The 17,248-nt window shown below is 56.8% G+C and carries 14 protein-coding genes; 6 read left to right on the top strand and 8 right to left on the bottom strand.

Going from position 1 to position 17,248, the window contains the following annotated elements:
* Genes L8V01_RS10585 through L8V01_RS10595 form a run of 3 tightly spaced genes read right to left on the bottom strand, consistent with a single transcriptional unit; the run spans nucleotide 1 to nucleotide 3,033 of the window.
* Nucleotides 1-1,344 carry a DAK2 domain-containing protein gene (locus L8V01_RS10585; protein ID WP_269947009.1) on the bottom strand — a complete coding sequence of 448 codons (1,344 nt, stop codon included), beginning with the start codon at nucleotides 1,342-1,344 and terminating at the stop codon, nucleotides 1-3.
* 10 nt (nucleotides 1,345-1,354) lie between these two features.
* On the bottom strand, nucleotides 1,355-1,993 hold the full coding sequence (locus L8V01_RS10590; RefSeq protein ID WP_269947010.1) for a uracil-DNA glycosylase: 639 nt from the start codon (nucleotides 1,991-1,993) through the stop codon (nucleotides 1,355-1,357).
* A gap of 2 nt (nucleotides 1,994-1,995) precedes the next feature.
* Complete coding sequence (locus L8V01_RS10595) at nucleotides 1,996-3,033, bottom strand: thiamine-phosphate kinase (RefSeq protein WP_269947011.1); 1,038 nt, start codon at nucleotides 3,031-3,033, stop codon at nucleotides 1,996-1,998.
* On the opposite strand from L8V01_RS10595, the gene L8V01_RS10600 reads away from it, so the two are divergent.
* Nucleotides 2,981-3,880 carry a DUF3515 domain-containing protein gene (locus L8V01_RS10600; protein WP_269947012.1) on the top strand — a complete coding sequence of 300 codons (900 nt, stop codon included), beginning with the start codon at nucleotides 2,981-2,983 and terminating at the stop codon, nucleotides 3,878-3,880. The two genes, L8V01_RS10595 and L8V01_RS10600, sit on opposite strands and share 53 nt — an antisense overlap.
* Nucleotides 3,881-3,893: 13 nt before the next feature.
* Here the strand turns inward: L8V01_RS10600 and L8V01_RS10605 are convergent, their stop codons facing one another.
* Entirely contained in the window at nucleotides 3,894-4,955 is a 1,062-nt protein-coding gene (locus tag L8V01_RS10605) for a D-alanine--D-alanine ligase family protein (protein WP_269947013.1), read from the bottom strand.
* A 22-nt stretch (nucleotides 4,956-4,977) separates the two neighbouring features.
* A complete protein-coding gene (locus L8V01_RS10610; protein ID WP_269947014.1) occupies nucleotides 4,978-5,976 on the bottom strand; it encodes an NAD(P)H-dependent glycerol-3-phosphate dehydrogenase in 999 nt (332 codons plus the stop codon).
* Nucleotides 5,977-6,135: 159 nt separating this feature from the next.
* Here L8V01_RS10610 and L8V01_RS10615 point away from each other — a divergent pair, with 159 nt between their 5' ends.
* Nucleotides 6,136-7,134: an NUDIX hydrolase gene (locus L8V01_RS10615; RefSeq protein ID WP_269947015.1), complete on the top strand. Its 999-nt coding sequence runs from the start codon at nucleotides 6,136-6,138 to the stop codon at nucleotides 7,132-7,134.
* A gap of 100 nt (nucleotides 7,135-7,234) precedes the next feature.
* On the opposite strand, the gene L8V01_RS10620 is transcribed toward L8V01_RS10615, so the two are convergent.
* From L8V01_RS10620 to leuC, 3 genes are all read right to left on the bottom strand, one after another.
* Entirely contained in the window at nucleotides 7,235-8,131 is an 897-nt protein-coding gene (locus L8V01_RS10620; RefSeq protein WP_269947016.1) for a hypothetical protein, read from the bottom strand.
* Nucleotides 8,132-8,332: 201 nt separating this feature from the next.
* Nucleotides 8,333-8,923, bottom strand: a complete 591-nt coding sequence (gene leuD / locus L8V01_RS10625; protein WP_269947017.1) for a 3-isopropylmalate dehydratase small subunit — start codon at nucleotides 8,921-8,923, stop codon at nucleotides 8,333-8,335.
* A gap of 21 nt (nucleotides 8,924-8,944) precedes the next feature.
* Nucleotides 8,945-10,366 carry a 3-isopropylmalate dehydratase large subunit gene (gene leuC, locus L8V01_RS10630; protein ID WP_269947018.1) on the bottom strand — a complete coding sequence of 474 codons (1,422 nt, stop codon included), beginning with the start codon at nucleotides 10,364-10,366 and terminating at the stop codon, nucleotides 8,945-8,947.
* Between the two features lie 52 nt (nucleotides 10,367-10,418).
* On the opposite strand from leuC, the gene L8V01_RS10635 reads away from it, so the two are divergent.
* The 4 genes from L8V01_RS10635 to L8V01_RS10650 all read left to right on the top strand — a co-directional run bounded on the left by L8V01_RS10635 (nucleotide 10,419) and on the right by L8V01_RS10650 (nucleotide 16,653).
* Nucleotides 10,419-11,102, top strand: a complete 684-nt coding sequence (locus L8V01_RS10635; RefSeq protein WP_269947019.1) for an IclR family transcriptional regulator — start codon at nucleotides 10,419-10,421, stop codon at nucleotides 11,100-11,102.
* A gap of 179 nt (nucleotides 11,103-11,281) precedes the next feature.
* Nucleotides 11,282-11,575 carry a hypothetical protein gene (locus tag L8V01_RS10640; protein ID WP_269947020.1) on the top strand — a complete coding sequence of 98 codons (294 nt, stop codon included), beginning with the start codon at nucleotides 11,282-11,284 and terminating at the stop codon, nucleotides 11,573-11,575.
* A gap of 218 nt (nucleotides 11,576-11,793) precedes the next feature.
* Nucleotides 11,794-14,442 (top strand): YhgE/Pip family protein, encoded by a 2,649-nt coding sequence (locus L8V01_RS10645; protein WP_269947021.1) that lies wholly within the window; start codon nucleotides 11,794-11,796, stop codon nucleotides 14,440-14,442.
* Between the two features lie 3 nt (nucleotides 14,443-14,445).
* The gene (locus tag L8V01_RS10650) at nucleotides 14,446-16,653 is read left to right on the top strand and encodes a YhgE/Pip domain-containing protein (protein ID WP_269947022.1); all 2,208 of its coding nucleotides are present in this window, start codon (nucleotides 14,446-14,448) and stop codon (nucleotides 16,651-16,653) included.
* The last annotated feature ends 595 nt before the right edge of the window (nucleotides 16,654-17,248 follow it).

Consider the following 17,248-nt stretch of genomic DNA (forward strand, 5'->3'; position numbering starts at 1 on the left):
CTACTCCACTCCGATTTCAGTTGCGATATCTGGAACTTCCAGCGCCATTACGTCCACGTGAAGGTGCTGGGAGATTTCTTCCTCGTCTAAGTCAAGCGCGCTCAGAATGGTGACCTGCTCCCCGCCCTCTGCTAAAAGGTCGCGGCAGGTGGCGATGATTGACTGCGGCGTTTCTTGGCTCGGATAGGCCACCCGCATGGACTTGGCGGCATCGCGCATGGCGGCGACAACGGCCCCGGTATTCGAATTGTTCGGTTCATAGACTGAAATCGCGGCTAATGCTGCAGCTAGCGATTGCGCGGGGACAACTCGCCCAGCCCCAGTATCCGTGCTTAGTCCGGTCGCAAGAACAATGTCTTCTTCCTCCGCTGTAATAGGAGCATCCGGTGAAACCACGGTAACCCCCGCAGATTCCAAAAGGTTGGTAATAGGCCCTGGAGGCGCGGCGGCGAAAACGCGACGAGAAACTGGCTTTTTAGCAGCGGGGTCGGCGTAAGCAGGCAGCACCTCAAGGCGCAGGTTGGTCACCTTTCCTGCGCCAAAGGCCGTCTCGATGACGGTGCCGGCTTGTTGGGAATGGATGTGTACGTTGGCGCTATGTTCGGTGGCGCGGGCGATGACCAGGCTATCTCCCAACGGGGTGAGGAAGGCCTGTAGTGCTTCTATGTCTCCTTCGAAAAAGAAGATTACCTCCAGCTCGGTGACTGCCTCCGGCTCGGACAAGCCTGTGTGCCCGGCGGTTCCCTCAATTTCCGCCAAGAGTGATTCCAAAAGGATCACCAAACCGGCCCCTCCGGCGTCTACCACTCCTGCCTCGCGCAGGGCTGGCAATTGCGACGGAGTGTGCTCTAGGGCGGTCCGCGCAGCGGTAATGGCAGCGCTGACAATACCGTGCAAGGTAGCGCTAGGGCGCGCGGCGGCGTTTTCCGCAGCTTCTGCGGCCGCCCGCAGAACGGTGATAACTGTGCCTTCTACCGGCTCCGTGATAGCCCGGTCCACCAGTTCCACGGCCTGCTGCAGCGAGCGAGCGAACACGCCGCCATCAATGACCGAGTCCACCGTGGATTCGGCCACTCCCCGTAGAACCTGAGAGAGCACCATTCCGGAGTTACCGCGCGCACCGCGTACAGCGCCGAGCGCGAGGGCATCAGCTACATCGCCTCCATTGTTGAGCTCCTCCACCGCGGCTTCCATAGTGTGCGTCATATTGGAGCCGGTATCGGAATCAGGTACGGGGAAAACATTGAGCGCGTTGATTTCATCGCGGCGATGGGACAGTTCGCCCACGGCGCGGGTGGCCCAATTGCGCAATCCCTGGGCATCCAGCGTGCTGGGGTATGACATGCGCAATAGTTTACAAGCGCCAGTCTATTTCCTGCGCTCCTTGGTCCCGCAAAAGGGCGTTTGCCCGGGAAAATGGGCGAGAACCGAAGAAGCCACGGCTAGCAGAAAGCGGTGAGGGGTGCGGGGACTTGATACAAGGGACGTCGGGTAAAAAGCGCTCACATCCTTGTGCGTCGCGGCCCCACAGGATGGCCACCATCGGGGTGCGGTTGAGTGCGCGAATGGCGGCCTCGGTAATTTCCTCCCACCCAATCCGGCGATGCGATCCGGCCTGGCCAGGGGCTACGGTAAGCACCCTGTTGAGCAGCAGCACGCCTTGGTCGGCCCATGCCCTTAAATCACCATCTTCGCGGCCTGCGATTCCCAAGTCATCGCTAAGCTCTCGGTAGATATTGACCAAGGAACGCGGCGGTTTCACGCCTGGGCGGGTGGAAAAGGCCATCCCCATGGCGTGGCCTGGGGTGGGATAAGGATCTTGGCCGACGATTAGCACGCGGACATCGTCCAGCGGCATCTGGAGTGCGCGACACACGTCCGCGGCTGGCGGCAGGTACTCTTGGCCATCAAGGGCTTGGGAGATCTGTGGCCACTGCTGCTCTATTACCGGTGCCAACACCGGCTCCCAGGACGGGTGATAGGTGGGAGGCATGGTTAAAAGCTCAGCCAGCCTTTCTGATAACTCGGGGTCTTGCTTCCTACCGTAACCCCGCTGCCGCGGATAACGGTGCCAATCTTGCGGAACCCGGAGGGCGCTTCCTTTGCAGTGGTGCCCACCAGCGTGTGATCTTCGCCGCCAGAAAGCACCCATTCCCACGGGTCACACCCCAAAAGATCCGCAGCTTGGCAGAGCAGGTCCTCCGGCTGCAAGGCCTCCAGATCCAGGTCCACGCGCACCCCGGAATGCTCCGCCATCGTAGTGCAGTCTTGGATCAAACCATCGGAATTATCCGTCATGGCGGTAACCCCAGCGGCGCGGGCGATAACGCCGCGGCCGGGGTTAAGCCAGGGGGCACAGTGGGCGTCGATAAGCGGTTGCAGGTGCTCGAGTCCTGCAGGAAGATCTCGGCCGAAGCGCTCCAACAAGGCCAAGCCCGCAGCCGAGTGGCCGATCTTTCCGTGCGCTACCACGTGCTGGCCTGCCCGCGCCCCGTCCAAGGTCAAGGCGGGAAGGCTGCCACCAAGGAATCCAACGGCCGTGATATTGATGACCAATAGGTCGGACTGGGTAAGATCACCGCCTACCAATTCCGCGTTATAGAAAGAGCTATGCTCCGCAATGCCCTCTGCGATCCCCCGTACGAAAGGCACCGGGGTATCGCCTGGGGCGGCAATCGCGAGAAGCGCGGCAACGGGGCGCGCGCCCATGGCCTCAATATCGGCAAAGTTGCGCAAGATAGCCTTCTTGCCAATTTCGCGCGGGGTGGACCACTCGCGCAGGAAGTGGCGCCCCTCCACCATCAAATCCGTGGCAGCCACGGTGCGGGAGTTGGGCGGGGCGCTGGGGAGAACGGCGGCATCGTCACCATTGAGCCCACTCGAGGCCACGGAGGTAATTTCCCGGATGGCGGCGCGCTCTCCCACGTCTGCGAGAGTCTGAGTTAAGTTCACCAGCTTCCTTTCGATACTATGAGCCCTTATGACATCCCAATTTAACCGCACCGCGATCTTCATTTCACTTGGGTTGTCCATAGTGATGGTTCTGGCGGTCCTCTTCGGCGCAAAGTACGTATTCAATAACATTGCCAAGGCACCCGTTGCGGTCTCCCCCGTGGAGTCCAAGGAAGCGGATTCACAAGCCTGCCATAGCTTTATCGACGCTCTGCCGGATACGGTGATGGATAAACCGCGTGCCGATATTGCCGAGCCCGTGCCTTCCGGCGTCGCAGCTTGGGCTACTACCTCTGAAGATAAGGTCACCGCCCGCTGCGGGGTAGATATGCCTTTCCAGTACACCGAGTATTCACAGCCCCAAGACGTAGACGGGGAACAGTGGTACCAAGTACGCGATGCCACCCCCGGATCCAACCTGACCACTTGGTATTCGACCCAGCGCTTCCCCATCGTGGCGATCACTGCCTCCACCGACGCCACGCCGGACGAGCTTAACGACGCCCTCTCGGCCCTCGATGAAAAACCAGCCACCGCACACGAGGCGCCACTCAAGGCGCTCAAGACAGGCGGTGACCAGATGTGCGCCGAAGTGGAAAAAGCCCTGCCGGATTCGGTGGCTGAGGGCTACCACCGCCGCGAGGTAAAGGAAAAGAATACCTATGTATGGAGCGCCGATGGCCGCGAAGAAATCGTGGCGCGTTGCGGCGTAGCCAAGCCGGAAAACTATCGCGCCGGGGTCAAGCTCCAACAGGTCAATGACATTCCGTGGTTCGAAGACACTACCTTGGCGCACGGCACAACGGCGGGCACTTGGTTTGCCCTCGGCCGCGAAGACTACCTCGCACTACACGCTCCCCAGGATGCGGCGCAGGCGGCGCTGGTAGAACTCGGCAACGTACTCGCCGAGCACACCGCCGAAAAGTAGAGCGAATTCGCCCCTACTTGGCTAGGGCCTGCTCGATGAGAGCCTCCAGCAGAGCGGGATAGTCCACGCCTGAAGCAGCGAGTACCTGCGGGTACATGGAGATCGGGGTAAAGCCCGGCAGAGTGTTGATCTCGTTGATATACACGGAGTCTTCGGTAACGAAAAAGTCTACGCGGGAAAGACCCTCACAATTCAAGGCTTCGAATGCTTTGATTGCCATATCGCGCAGCCGCTCGGTCAATTCGGGTGCAAAAGGCGCAGGGATTTCGGCAGTGACCACGTTGTCAAGGTACTTCGTGTCGAAGCCATAAAAGCCCTCATCGGAGTCATCGATGCCCGCCAGCAGTGCCGGGACGGAGGCCAGCAAGGTACCGTCGGCATAGTGCAATACGCCGATTTCTACCTCCTGGCCTACGATTTCCGGCTCCACCAGAATTTTGTCATCATCTTCTAGGGCGAGGTCAACGGCAGCAGGGAAATCCTCCCAGGTAGTAACCTTAGATACACCAATGGAGGAGCCACCGCGAGCGGGTTTTACAAAGACGGGCAGGCCCAAGCGTTGCTTTTCGTCCTCGCTGAGCTCGGTGCGGCCTTTGAGAATGACCTCGGGCGCTACAGGCAAGCCTGCTGCTGCCAGCACCTTTTTGGTAAATTCCTTGTCCATTCCCACTGAGGACGCCAAAACTCCCGGCCCGACATAGGGCAGGCCGGAAAGTTCAAAGAGGCCCTGGATAGTGCCGTCCTCGCCAAAGGGGCCGTGCAGGATGGGAAAGACCACATCGACCTCAGCAAAGAGGGTGCCATCGGTAACGTTATGAAACTGCCCTCTGGCCGTGGGGTCGAGCGAAAGCGTCAGCTCCGCGCCTCGAGTGACCTCCGGCAGGACACCATCGACAATTTCCAGGCCTTCAGTGGTGCCTGGCGTCCACGTGCCCTCGCGGGTGATGCCGATAGGTACCACCTCGAATTTTTCCGGGTCGAGGTGGTTCATGATCGCACCTGCGGACACACAGGATACGGAGTGCTCGGTGCTGCGGCCGCCATAGACAACGGCCACGCGGGTCTTTTCAGTCATGCCCGCAGATTTTACCCTCCACCTACTCCGACTTCTTGGACCGACCCATCAGAGCGATGATCATATCCTCTACCGCCATGCCCTCGTAACAGACGCCATAGACCGCATGGGTGATCGGCATTTCTACTCCAGCCTGCTGGGCCAGGCGGTAGATGGAGTCGCAGGAGTAGACGCCTTCCGCAACCTGACCGTTGGTCGCGGCCTTGGCCTCCTCAATCGTCCCGCCCTGGCCCAAGCGGTAGCCAAAAGTGCGGTTACGCGACAACGTCGAGGTACACGTTGCTACCAAGTCACCCAAACCGGCCAAGCCGGAGAAGGTAAACGGGTCGGCTCCTAGCTCCACACCAAGGCGGGTAATTTCTGCCAACCCGCGGGTGATGATGGTGGCCATCGTGTTATTACCCAAACCCTTGCCGGAGGCAATACCGCAGGCTAAGGCGATAACATTTTTGCAGGCACCGCCGATTTCCGCACCAATTACATCAGTATTAGTGTATGGACGAAGGTAGGGCGCGGCCACCGCGGCCTGCACGCGCTGGGCGCGCTCTTCATCGGGGCAGGCAATCACCGTGGCTGCTACCTGGCCGGCAGCAATCTCCTTGGCCAGGTTCGGGCCAGAAAGCACGGCGACGCGGTCTGCCGGCACATCCGCGGCATCCATGATGACCTCGCTCATGCGCTTAAGCGTGGTGGTCTCTACGCCCTTGGAAATGGAGACCAACGTAGCCTCTTTAGGCAAATGGGCTGCCCACTTCTCCACGTTGCCGCGCAATTTTTGGGAGGGAACGCCGAATACGACGACATCGGCAAGCGCCAGTGCCTCTACATCGTCGTGGGTGGCCCGTACCGCAGCCGGCAGGCGGGTATCTGGAAGATAATCCGGATTGGTGTGAGTCTCGTTGATAGCCTGCGCCAACTCCGCGCGGCGCGCCCAAAGCCGGACATCGTTTCCGGCATCCGCAAAAACTTTGGCCAAGGTGGTACCCCAAGAACCAGCGCCCATCACAGCAACGTTAACCATGGTGTCTCCTTCAAACTTCAAATATATAACCCAACTTTAAAGCATGCATTTTCACTGTGGGGCAAGGATGCACAACGCGCATACCCCGTGGGACAATGGGCCCTTAGACACTGTTTTGAAGAACCCGACAACTGTGGAAAGGCTCCGTGGAGGAAGACCATGCCGAATATTAAAAAGATGCACGAAACCGACAAGGACCAGCAGCACGAGGAATTTATATCCGGCCGCCACCAAGAAATCCCGGTGGACCCAGCCAAGGAGTTCCACCGCACTACCCTTGCTGCTGGTGCCGTTGTCTGGCGTGGCACTCCGCAGAATCCGGAGATAGCACTCATTCACCGCCCCCACTATGATGACTGGTCCCTTCCTAAGGGCAAGGTGGACCCTGGCGAGTCTCTGCCCACCACAGCAGTGCGAGAAATCTTCGAAGAAACAGGCTTTAACGTGCGGCTTGGCAAGCTCATTGGCAAGGTAACCTACCCAGTCCAAGGCCGCACCAAGGTCGTTTACTACTGGGTGGCAAAGTATCTAGGCGGCACCTATTCCACCAATAGTGAGACCGATGAACTTCGGTGGCTACCCATCAATGAAGCACAGGATCTCCTGTCCTATGACGTGGATACCGCTGTGGTAGCCAAAGCAGCCAAGCGTCTGCGCATCGCACCGGCAACTCGCGTACTCTATGTTCGCCACGCCCATGCGCACGGCAGGGCCAGCTGGGAAGGCGATGACAACTTGCGTCCGCTAGATAAAAAGGGCCGCCGCCAAGCAGAAATGCTGGTGCCGATGCTCAGCGCCTACCAGCCCACCTCCATCTACTCTGCTCTGCCACAGCGTTGCCAACAGACAGCTGCTCCGCTTGCCGACGAACTGGGCAAGGACATTTCCATTAACAAGAGCTTTGGCGACGAAGCCTGGGACAACGATCCAGAAGCAGCCAAGAAGGCCTTTCGCCGCGTGGTAAACGAGGGCGGGGTGCCCGTCATTGTCAGCCAAGGCGAAACCATTCCCGGCATCATCGAGGATCTCGCCCCGAAGTTTCTTAAAAAGCCGGTAGACAAACTGAAGTTTAAGAAGGCTTCTGTATGGGTCCTGTCCTTCAACGAAGGAGAGCTAACCGGCGCCGATTACCTTGCCAGCCCGCTGCCCGTGCGCTAGCTTTTCACTTTCCGCTTTACGACTAAGGCCCTGCCCGCCACCTGATTCGGTGGACCGGCAGGGCCTTCTGTGCACCGCTATTATGCGGCTGCGCAGCTTTCTAGCCGCGCATACCAAGGGTGCGACGGACGAAGAGAACCGAAATGAGTGTGTGCAGCGCCGGGAACAAAATTGTGCCGACGATGGTAAAGCTCAGCACGGCGTACAGGACGCCAATCAGGACGAGCACCAAGATGGTCACTCCAACATTCTTCTTTGCCACCTCGATGGATGCACCAAAGGTTTCGCCCACGGACAGCTCAGGGCGTGCAGCCTTGACGGCCGGCATCCAAGTGAAGAAGAAGGCAGCGAAGATGCCCGGGATAATCAGGAGGAAAAAGCCCAGAATGACAACCACGAACGACAGCACATAGACCGCCATGAGTCCGGCGACGTTCTTAAAGCTCAGAAAGTCCGTTATTTCCAACGACCCAGTATCTACCTGCTTATTAGCAGCCTTGTACCACGTGCTATAGGCCCAAATCAGCACAAGGAACATCGCAATAAAGACAAGAACCATCACTGCGACCAGCCCGCCAGTAAGAGCAGAATCAGACCCAGAACTACCGTTGGCTAGGGCATCAATGGATGATCCGCTGCCCGCTAGGACGGCAATCAACAGCAAATAGAGGATGAACATCACTACGCATTGGACCAGTGGGCCAAAAATCCACTGTGCCCAATTGCGGCCGAAGTAGCGGAAGCTATCACCGATGATCTGAATAGCATCTACGTCTCGGCCATACAGGGAATCGTCTCCCGGATACGAGCTTCCGGCGTATCCGGGTTGGCCGTATTGCTGCTGTCCATACTGTTGCTGGCCAAACTGCTGTTGGCCGTAGCCAGGCTGACCAATTGCATCGTGTCGATGCGATGCAGACTCATTGCCGGTTCCGGGATATTCTGCGCCATTGTTTCCTGAATTGAAGGAATCATTATTCGAATAGGGATTGCTCATAAATCTAAAGCTAGGGGGATACTTTGTTGCAGGAAACTGGAGCAAGCAATTGTTACCTATACGTTACCGAGTTATACCCCCACCTGTACCCCAAGGCGAACGCTTGAGATTCACGTATGAACGCACGGCACCCCTACAGCCCTTTCGCCTATTAGGTCTGTAGGGGCGCTGCTGGCCCACCGATTTCAAGCGGTTCTTCTGCTATTGAGCGTGAACAGCGGGCTTGAAGCTGGGGCGACGCGATTCGTATGCAACGATTGCATCTTCATTGCGGAGGGTTATGCCGATATCATCCAGCCCCTCCGTCAACCGCCAACGGGTGTAGTCATCAATATCGAAACGGTAGGTATTTTCTCCCACCGTGACCGTTCGCGCCTCCAGGTCCACGGTGACCTGGGATTCCCCTGCTTCCAGCTGCTTCCAAATGAGCTCGATATCTTCTTGCTCCATTAGCCCAGTAAGCAATCCCGACTTTCCCGCGTTACCACGGAAAATGTCGGCAAAGCGGGAGGAAAATACGGCGCGGAAACCATATTCACTCAGCGCCCATACTGCATGCTCACGGGAAGAGCCGGTGCCGAAGTCGCTTCCGGCGAATAGCACAGAGCCATCTTTAAACTGCTTTTGGTTAAGCACGAAATTTTCATCGGAGCGCCAATTGGAAAATAGCCCTTCAGAAAAACCGGTACGCTTGACCGATTTTAGGTAGCGCGCTGGAATGATTTGATCAGTGTCCACGTTGGAGGCGCGCAGCGGCACGCCCGTTCCGGTATGGGTAATAAACTTCTCCATTGTCAATGCCTTTCTTAGCGCTTAATTCAGATCAGCAGGGCTAGACAGGTACCCAGTTACGGCAGTAGCGGCAGCAACCTGCGGGGAAACTAGGTGGGTGCGGCCACCGGGACCTTGTCGACCTTCGAAATTACGGTTGGAGGTGGAAGCCGAGCGCTCCCCTGGCGCTAGTTGGTCTGGGTTCATTCCCAAGCACATAGAGCAGCCAGCGGTACGCCACTCAGCGCCGAATTGCCTAAAGACTTCATCCAAGCCCTCCTCTTCGGCTTGGGCCTTGACAACCGCAGAAGATGGAACCACGAGCATCCTAGTATCGGATGCAATGGTGCGCCCTTTAACTACCGCGGCTGCGGCACGCAGGTCCTCAATGCGGGCGTTCGTACACGAACCGACGAAGACGGTATCAATCTTGATATCGCGCAACGGTGTTCCTGGCTTCAGGTCCATATATTGAAGGGCCTTTTCCACAGTGGCCTTTTCATTATCATCACCGCAGTCTTCTGGATCCGGAACATTCTCACCCAACGGCCGGCCTTGACCCGGATTGGTACCCCAGGTAACAAACGGGGTCAACGCTGAACCATCAATCTCGACGACGGTATCGAATTCTGCCCCTTCATCTGTCGGCAGTGTTTTCCAATACTCAACTGCAGCATCCCAGTCCGCTCCCGTGGGAGCGAATTCGCGGCCCTTGACATACTCGAAAGTCGTCTCATCCGGAGCAACCATGCCGGCGCGCGCTCCCGCCTCGATGGACATATTGCAGATAGTCATGCGCGCTTCCATGGACATCTTGCGGATAGCCTCGCCACGGTACTCAATAATGTGGCCTTGTCCACCGCCAGTACCGATTTTCGCAATGATCGCCAAAATGAGGTCCTTCGCGGATACGCCTTCTTGTAATTCACCAGTAACCTCAATGGCCATGGTCTTAAATGGCTTCAGGGACAGCGTCTGGGTGGCCATCACATGCTCTACTTCTGAAGTACCGATACCCATTGCGATGGAACCAAATGCACCATGGGTAGAGGTATGCGAGTCACCACAGACAATGGTCATGCCTGGCTGGGTAATGCCCAGTTGAGGCCCCACCGTGTGGACAATACCTTGCTGCACATCACCCATAGAGTGCAAGCGCACACCAAATTCTTCGCAGTTTTTGCGCAAGGTCGATACCTGAGTACGAGAAACCTCGTCTTTAATCTCCAAAAGATTTCCGGACTTAATTCCTTGGGTGGGAACGTTGTGGTCCTCCGTGGCCAGATGCAGCTCGGGGTGGCGCAGCTGGCGCCCGGCTAGCCGCAATCCATCGAAGGCCTGCGGGCTGGTAACTTCATGTAGGAGCTGAAAATCAATAAAGATGAGGTCCGGTGCCCCAGCATCGCCCTGCTGGACAATGTGATCGCGCCATACTTTTTCTGCCAAAGTCAGCTTCTGGTTCATAAACATCACTCCACACTTGAAATCTCATAATTTGGGACGTAGATTTCATTGTATGGGAGAGTATAGCGCAGTTTCCGGAATTAAGGTGTTAGATCGAGCAATGGCCATCATGATGGCCGCAGCCAACCGCCCCTCCACACTCAATGAACTATGCGAAACCACGGGGCTACCTCGGGCAACGGCACACCGCCTTGCCACCGCACTCGAGGCACACCGTATCCTAGTTCGCACCCCCGATGGAAAGTGGAAAGCCGGTCCAGCCCTTCCCGGCAATCGCGACCATTTACTCGAGGCAGCGGGACCAATAATGGAAAAGCTCCGTGAACGCACCGGCGAATCCATCCAGCTATATGAGGTCACCGGAAACACGCGTACCTGCATTGCCACTAGAGAGCCAGAGTCAGGCTTGCACAACGTCGTTCCAGTCGGACGCCAACTGCCACTAAGCTCAGGCTCAGCCGCCCGCATAATCGCCGCATACGTGGATATTAATATCGATGACGCGCTATTTACCACCGAAGATGTCGAAGCCGCCAGGAACCAGGGATACTCCGAGTCCATCGAGGAACGCGAAGCCGGCCTAGCCTCAATCTCAGCACCGATTTTTGATTCTTCCGGAACTTTCCTTGCGGTTTTATCCATTTCTGGATCCGCCGAACGCTTCCGCCCCTCCCCTGCACAGAAGTACGCCAGCCTGCTCACCTCAGCTGCCCAAGAGTTAAGCCAGCTGCTCTAAATCCCCCTTCCTTCAGTGCCCACCACCGCTACACCCCAGCAAGTGGAGGGCGCTTTTTGCTGCCCTGCGCAAGGAAAGTTTTGGAAAATTCACCCTTAGTTATTGAAATTAAATTGAAAATACGCTTTAATGAAAACGGAGTGAAAATCAGAGCCTCCCACCAGAAAGGACAAGTCATCATGACACACACCATCCACAAAGACCACGACCACACTCACGGAACCGACTGCGGCCACGTATCGTTCCCACACGGTGACCACACCGACTACCTGCACGACGGCCATATCCACCGTGAGCATGACGGCCACTGGGACGAGTGTGAAACCACTGAGCACGTTGAAGCTGAGGCGCACACCAACCACACCCATGGCGAAGGCTGCGGCCACGTTGCAATTCCGCATGGTGACCACGTGGACTATTTGCATGACGGCCACCGCCACGCTGCCCACGGTGACCACTACGACGAGCACTAATCGCCGGCTGGGGTAGACCACCCTCCCGTCGCGCCGCCAAGACCCATTTCGTCGATGGGTCAAGGCGGCCTTTGCATTTAACGCCGCACGACAGAAGCCCGCCGATCTTGTACTACTGGAAACATATCTGCTAGCTCGACAGGACGCACTCTCTCATTTCTGTTAAAACTGACAGTCAGACTATTAGTTCTTTCCGTTTGGGTGCTACGGTTCTTCGAGTGATTACTAGTTGGAAGATTTTTCTCCAAGATTTTGTCCGCTTGTGGCGGACCCCGCAGGTCTGGGTGATCCTCATCGGTTTGATGATCACCCCAGCCCTGTATTCCTGGGTAAACATCTCCGGTTTCTGGGATCCCTACGGGAACACAGAACACCTCAAAGTTGCTGTAGTTAATGAGGACGAGGGAGCCTCCTCGGAGATGACCGGCCACTTAGACGTAGGTGGGCAGATGATTGATAAGCTGCACGAGAATGACAAGCTCGGCTGGCAGTTTATGGACCGAGAGGAAGCTGAGGACGCCGTCAAAAAGGGCGACGTTTTTGCTTCAGTGATTGTGCCCAAGGATTTCTCGGCTGATTTCGTCAGTCTTTTTAAGGGAACATATTCGCAGCCCACGCTGGAATACCACGTCAATGAGAAGCTCAATGCTATCGCGCCGAAGATTACCGATACCGGTGCCTCGACCTTGGATACCACGATTAGTTCAACTTTTAATGAGCAAGTCGCGGATTCGGTAGCCACGGAATTAAAAAACTCCGGTGGGGACTTCAGCCAGAAGATTACTAGGACCGCGGGCAAGACCGCGGATTCTTTTTCAGAGACCGCGGATACGGTTGCCAATTCCCGCAGCCAATTGGCCGATGTTCATTCCACCATTGATGAGGCGCGCCCGACCATTGCCCAAGCCCGTGATTCACTCGGCACGGTGCAGCAGACCGTCGATGATGCTCAGGCAGCGCTAAACCAAGTCAATTCGCTCACCGCCGAGGTGCAGCGAGAGGTTACTTCCTTCTCAGATGATGCCACCGCCGCGTATGTGGAAGGCACTACCGCGGTAGCGGATGGCACAGCCTCTGCCAACGCAACTGTGGGCTCTGTATCTGGCAAGCTACGCGGTGCCCTCAACCGCGTGAACGCCGCCTCTGCAGGAGCTGCAGGCATCGTGGGCGAAGCAGATCGGGCCATAAACCAGCTCGATGAACTTGCATCCTCGCCGGCCCTGCCGCCGCAGGTTTCGCAGCAGATCAAGGACCAGGTGGGCGATCTCCGCGAGCGCAATGCCCAGAACCGCGCTGTCCTCGGTGACTTGGACGCCCTCAACGGCGATACCAACGACACCATCGATTCACTCAATAAGACCACAGGCATGCTGGACAAGATGGCCGCGCAAACGCGCGATGACTCCCATGCGTTGCGCGATAATGTAGCCGAAGGCTTGCCCAAGCTCAATGCCGCGCTTGCCGACGTCACCGCTACCGCCGGAAAGCTATCGGCCTCCCTCGAGAGCCAAAAAGCGCTGGTTGGACAGACCGACGGGCTCTTGGGTGGCGTCGACGAGCAGCTTAGCCAAGCACAGAAGGTGGTAGAGCGCTTTTCTGTAGACCTCGATGGCATTGAAGAAGGCCTCCGCGCCTCTCGCAGCGATGTGTTGGCTTTGAGTAACACCGCCAATAACAACTCCATCCTGCAGTCGGTAAAGGGACTTAATACAGATGAGGTCTCTTCCTTCCTTGCCTCCCCTGCAGAAATGGAAAGCCACGCCGTATTCCCCGTCAAGCACTACGGCTCCGGAATGTCTTCGCTATTTATTAACCTCACGTTGTGGATCGGCGCATTCATGCTGCTCATTATCTTCCGCGCAGAGGTTGATCCGCAGGGCCGGAAGAACCTCACGATTACTAAGGCATATCTCGCTCGATTCCTTTTGCTTTCTTTCTTCGCCATCGCCCAGGCCCTCATCGTGTCTATCGGTAACCTGGCCATTGGTGTGGAGCATGCCAACGCACTTGCCTACGTCGGCACGGCAGTCATCGTAGGACTGTGCTACCTGAGCATTACGTATAGTTTGGTGTCTACCTTTGGCCATGTCGGCCGCGGCATCGCGGTGGTCTTTGCCTTCATCCAGATTCCTGGCGCTTCAGGGCTCTACCCAATTGAGATGACACCGGATTTCTTCCGCGCAGTACATCCTTTCTTGCCGTTTACATACGGCATCGATGCCATGCGCGAAACGGTCGGTGGCTTCTACGGCAATCATTACGCCCGCGACATTGCCGCGCTTATTGGAATGGCCGCAGTCGCCTACCTCATCGGTACGCTGATGCGCCGCGGCTTATCAAACGTCAATATGCTGGTCAATGATGAGCTGCGTAAGGGCGGGCTTGTCATCAATGAGCAAGTCCATCTCATTGGCAGCCGTTATCGTTTCACGGACCTTCTATATGCCTTGAATGACCGCGAGGCCTACCAACAAAGCTTGGAAGATAAGTGGAGCATGGCTCGGAAGAATTACTCCCAGCTGATGAAAATCACCGTTGCTGTGGGGTTGGTTCTTATCGTTGCTTTAGGCATCTATTCCCGCATTAACCCAGGAGAAAAGGCCATTATCTTTGGTCTGGCCTGTTTGGTTACGCTCATTGCGGTGGGCGTTATTTGCTCGCTCGAGTACATCAAGCAGAGCATCGCGCACGATAATCGCCTGGCGGATCTCAGCGATGAGGAAATCCAAGAGCATCTGGAACATCAGCGAGAGCATCCCAACCGCTATCTCCTCGAGGATTTAGAAGAGGATTCAGCGCCCGCCCAAGGCGCTGACACCAAAGAAATGCCCGCCGTTGATGATGCTGACACAGGAAAGGGAGAGTAAGTCATGAAAAACATCCTGACCATTCTCCGCGATGACCTCCACGCCATCCGCACCAACGTGATGACTGCGGTCATCATCTTCGGCCTTGCCATCATTCCCCTGCTTTTTACCTCTTTCAACGTGTTGGCCAGCTGGGATCCTTTTGCCAATACCAACCAGCTCAAGATCGCCGTCGCCAGCGAAGATGAAGGGCATGAAAGCGACCTCGCCTCCCTAATGCTCAATTTGGGCGATGAGGTTCTCTCGCAACTAAGCCGCAATCACGAAATAGACTGGGTCATTACGGATAGCGCCGATGCCGTCGAAGGAACCAAATCCGGCGAATACTACGCCGGTATCGTCTTACCCAAGGATTTCAGCGCAGATCTACTCACCTTCTATGTGGAAGGAACAGAGCCGAGCAAGCTCAACCTCTACACCAATGAAAAGAAGAATGCGCTGTCAACCACCATCACGCAAAAGAGTGCAGACGGAGTCATCCAGAAAATCGATGAGTCCTTTACCCGTGTGGTATCCAATGTCGGCCTCGGCGTAGTTTCCGATCTGGATAAGTACCTCGACGAAGACGATACGCAAACCGCCCTCAATAACGTCCACAACCGCATCAATAACGTAAGCACTCGCCTCGATGCTGCTTCCGGCACCGTGGGTGCGTTAAGCGATCTTGTCGATTCCACCCTGCCGCTTACGCGGGCCGCGGAAAATATTCTTTCCGAGGCTGGCCGCCAGGCCACGGAGACGGAGAACGACCAGGGCGAAAACCCGATCGATATTCTGCGCTCTACCCTCAACGAGTCGGCCGGGTCACTCGATGCATCTTTGGCTGCAACGACGCAAAGCTACGATGCACTTTCTGCCCAGATTGAGGAGCTGCTCAGCAATGCCAGCACCACCTCTGCGCAGACTGCGCAAACCTACCGAACGGCAGCTGAGCGCGTGGATGAGCAAACGAGCGCATTTGAGGGAGTACGCACTTCCATCAAGGAGCAAGCCGATAAGATAGCCCTCCCGGCTCCAGTCGCAGGCGGCTATAAGGCCATGATGGGCCAACTCGATGCCTCTATCGCACAGAGCAACGCGCTGCATGATTCGCTGGTATCTACCGCCGATGATATTGAACAAAACGGGGGAGTATCCCAAGAATCGCGCCAGCGCACAAAGGATGCCATTGCCAATGCGAAGCAGGCGGCTGAAAAGGCTCGCAATTCCTATAACGAAAACCTCAAGCCCCAACTGGATCAGCTCAACCAAAGCGTATCTGTCGTCGCGGGCGATATAGACGCAGTCAAACAGGACATCGCAGGAATTCGTTCCTCGGTCTCTCAAGACAACGAGTCACCGCAACAAAGTCTAGCGCGCGCTCGCGATACCACTGCCGGGCTGGCAAACACCTTGCGGGAACAAAGTGCCCGCTTCGCGGACATGGGCCGCAAGATCGACGATGTGCGCCAAGGCGGCGATTTGTCCAAGCTGGCAGATATCGTCGGCTCAGATCCAGAGCTGCTAGCCTCCCGCATCGCTGCCCCAGTGGACGTCGACCGCCAGCCGGTCTACCCTGTGGCCGCCTTTGGCGTGGGTATGACCCCGTTCTATCTCACCTTGTCGCTGTGGGTAGGTGCTCTATTGGCTTGTGTGCTGGTTCATACCAATGCCGAACGTAAGTACCTACGTAAAGGCGAGGACGGCAAGTACGACGAAAGCGAATTCACTCGAAGCCAGGCATTCTTCGGGCGCTTTGCCACCCTTGCGCTTGTTGGTCTTGCCCAGGCCACCTTAGTAGTGCTCAGCCTCATCTTCTTTGTCCAGATTGAACCCGCCCACCCATTCATGCTCATGTTCGCAGCCTGGGTAGTCTCACTCGTGTTCATGTTGATCATATACTCGCTGGTCATCACCCTTGATAGCGCTGGCAAGGCCCTAGCGGTGTTGTTATTGGTGATACAAGTGTCTGGTTCCGGCGGCGCCTACCCGCTGCCATTGCTGCCGGAGTGGTTCCAAAACGTTAGCCCGTGGCTGCCAGCCACCTACGCCATCGATGCCTTCCGCAGCGCCATTGCCGGTATCTACCACGGCGACATATGGCGCGAGCTGGGCATGCTACTGCTGTTTACTATCCCCGCATTGGTCGTCGGACTCCTTATCCGCCGCGCCATGGATGCCTATCACAAGCGCCTGCAAAAAGCGATTAAGAAGACGAAGGTCATGGCGTAGCCACGCTTGCCGACGCCCCCTCCGTTCAGCCCGCCAGACCCCTTTCACGGCCTGGTGGGCTTCTTTCATGCTCGGCCCCAAGCTAGTGCTGGCAATAGCACTGTACGGTGTGAGAAAGCTGCTGAAGCCGCGAGAGAGGAGGACAGGTGATCGTTTCAATTCTGACGACTGCCGCCGCACTTGGCTTGGGTGTTGTTTCCCATGCTGCCGAGCTTCGGCTGGAATAGGCTCATATTCAACATGCAGAGATACGGGCACGCTACGGCGGCCACGAGACTTAGCGCTCGGCCACTGCGCGCGGCTGCAGGTGGACATGCATGGGGATTTCTTCTTCACGGCGCCGCTGCAGTCTGCGCTGGCGCATGCGGAAATTGGGTTGTATTTCTCGTGTCGTTCACGATGGGAGTCTTCGGGCACTTCTACCCCACGATGCTCCAAAAAAATACGTGTTGACCCGTTTACGTAGTCTTTAGGACGAAGCTGAAGGCCCAACGTAGCCTTGCCTTGGGCTAGAAACAAAAAGCTGCGAGCCAAGTAGCTCGCAGCATCTATTATTTGGGCGGTTTCACGAAACTCCCCAACCAGCCTAAACCCC

The sequence above is a fragment of the Corynebacterium curieae genome (genome assembly GCF_027570035.1).
Lineage (GTDB): Bacteria > Actinomycetota > Actinomycetes > Mycobacteriales > Mycobacteriaceae > Corynebacterium > Corynebacterium curieae.

Coding starts and splice junctions, on each gene's coding strand:
- L8V01_RS10615 (WP_269947015.1), top strand. CDS start 6,136: ATGCCGAATATTAAAAAGATGCACGAAACCGACAAGGACCAGCAGCAC.
- L8V01_RS10585 (WP_269947009.1), bottom strand. CDS start 1,344: ATGTCATACCCCAGCACGCTGGATGCCCAGGGATTGCGCAATTGGGCC.
- L8V01_RS10590 (WP_269947010.1), bottom strand. CDS start 1,993: ATGCCTCCCACCTATCACCCGTCCTGGGAGCCGGTGTTGGCACCGGTA.
- L8V01_RS10650 (WP_269947022.1), top strand. CDS start 14,446: ATGAAAAACATCCTGACCATTCTCCGCGATGACCTCCACGCCATCCGC.
- leuC (WP_269947018.1), bottom strand. CDS start 10,366: ATGAACCAGAAGCTGACTTTGGCAGAAAAAGTATGGCGCGATCACATT.
- L8V01_RS10620 (WP_269947016.1), bottom strand. CDS start 8,131: ATGAGCAATCCCTATTCGAATAATGATTCCTTCAATTCAGGAAACAAT.
- L8V01_RS10600 (WP_269947012.1), top strand. CDS start 2,981: ATGACATCCCAATTTAACCGCACCGCGATCTTCATTTCACTTGGGTTG.
- L8V01_RS10605 (WP_269947013.1), bottom strand. CDS start 4,955: ATGACTGAAAAGACCCGCGTGGCCGTTGTCTATGGCGGCCGCAGCACC.
- L8V01_RS10595 (WP_269947011.1), bottom strand. CDS start 3,033: ATGGACAACCCAAGTGAAATGAAGATCGCGGTGCGGTTAAATTGGGAT.
- L8V01_RS10640 (WP_269947020.1), top strand. CDS start 11,282: ATGACACACACCATCCACAAAGACCACGACCACACTCACGGAACCGAC.
- L8V01_RS10635 (WP_269947019.1), top strand. CDS start 10,419: ATGGGAGAGTATAGCGCAGTTTCCGGAATTAAGGTGTTAGATCGAGCA.
- L8V01_RS10610 (WP_269947014.1), bottom strand. CDS start 5,976: ATGGTTAACGTTGCTGTGATGGGCGCTGGTTCTTGGGGTACCACCTTG.
- leuD (WP_269947017.1), bottom strand. CDS start 8,923: ATGGAGAAGTTTATTACCCATACCGGAACGGGCGTGCCGCTGCGCGCC.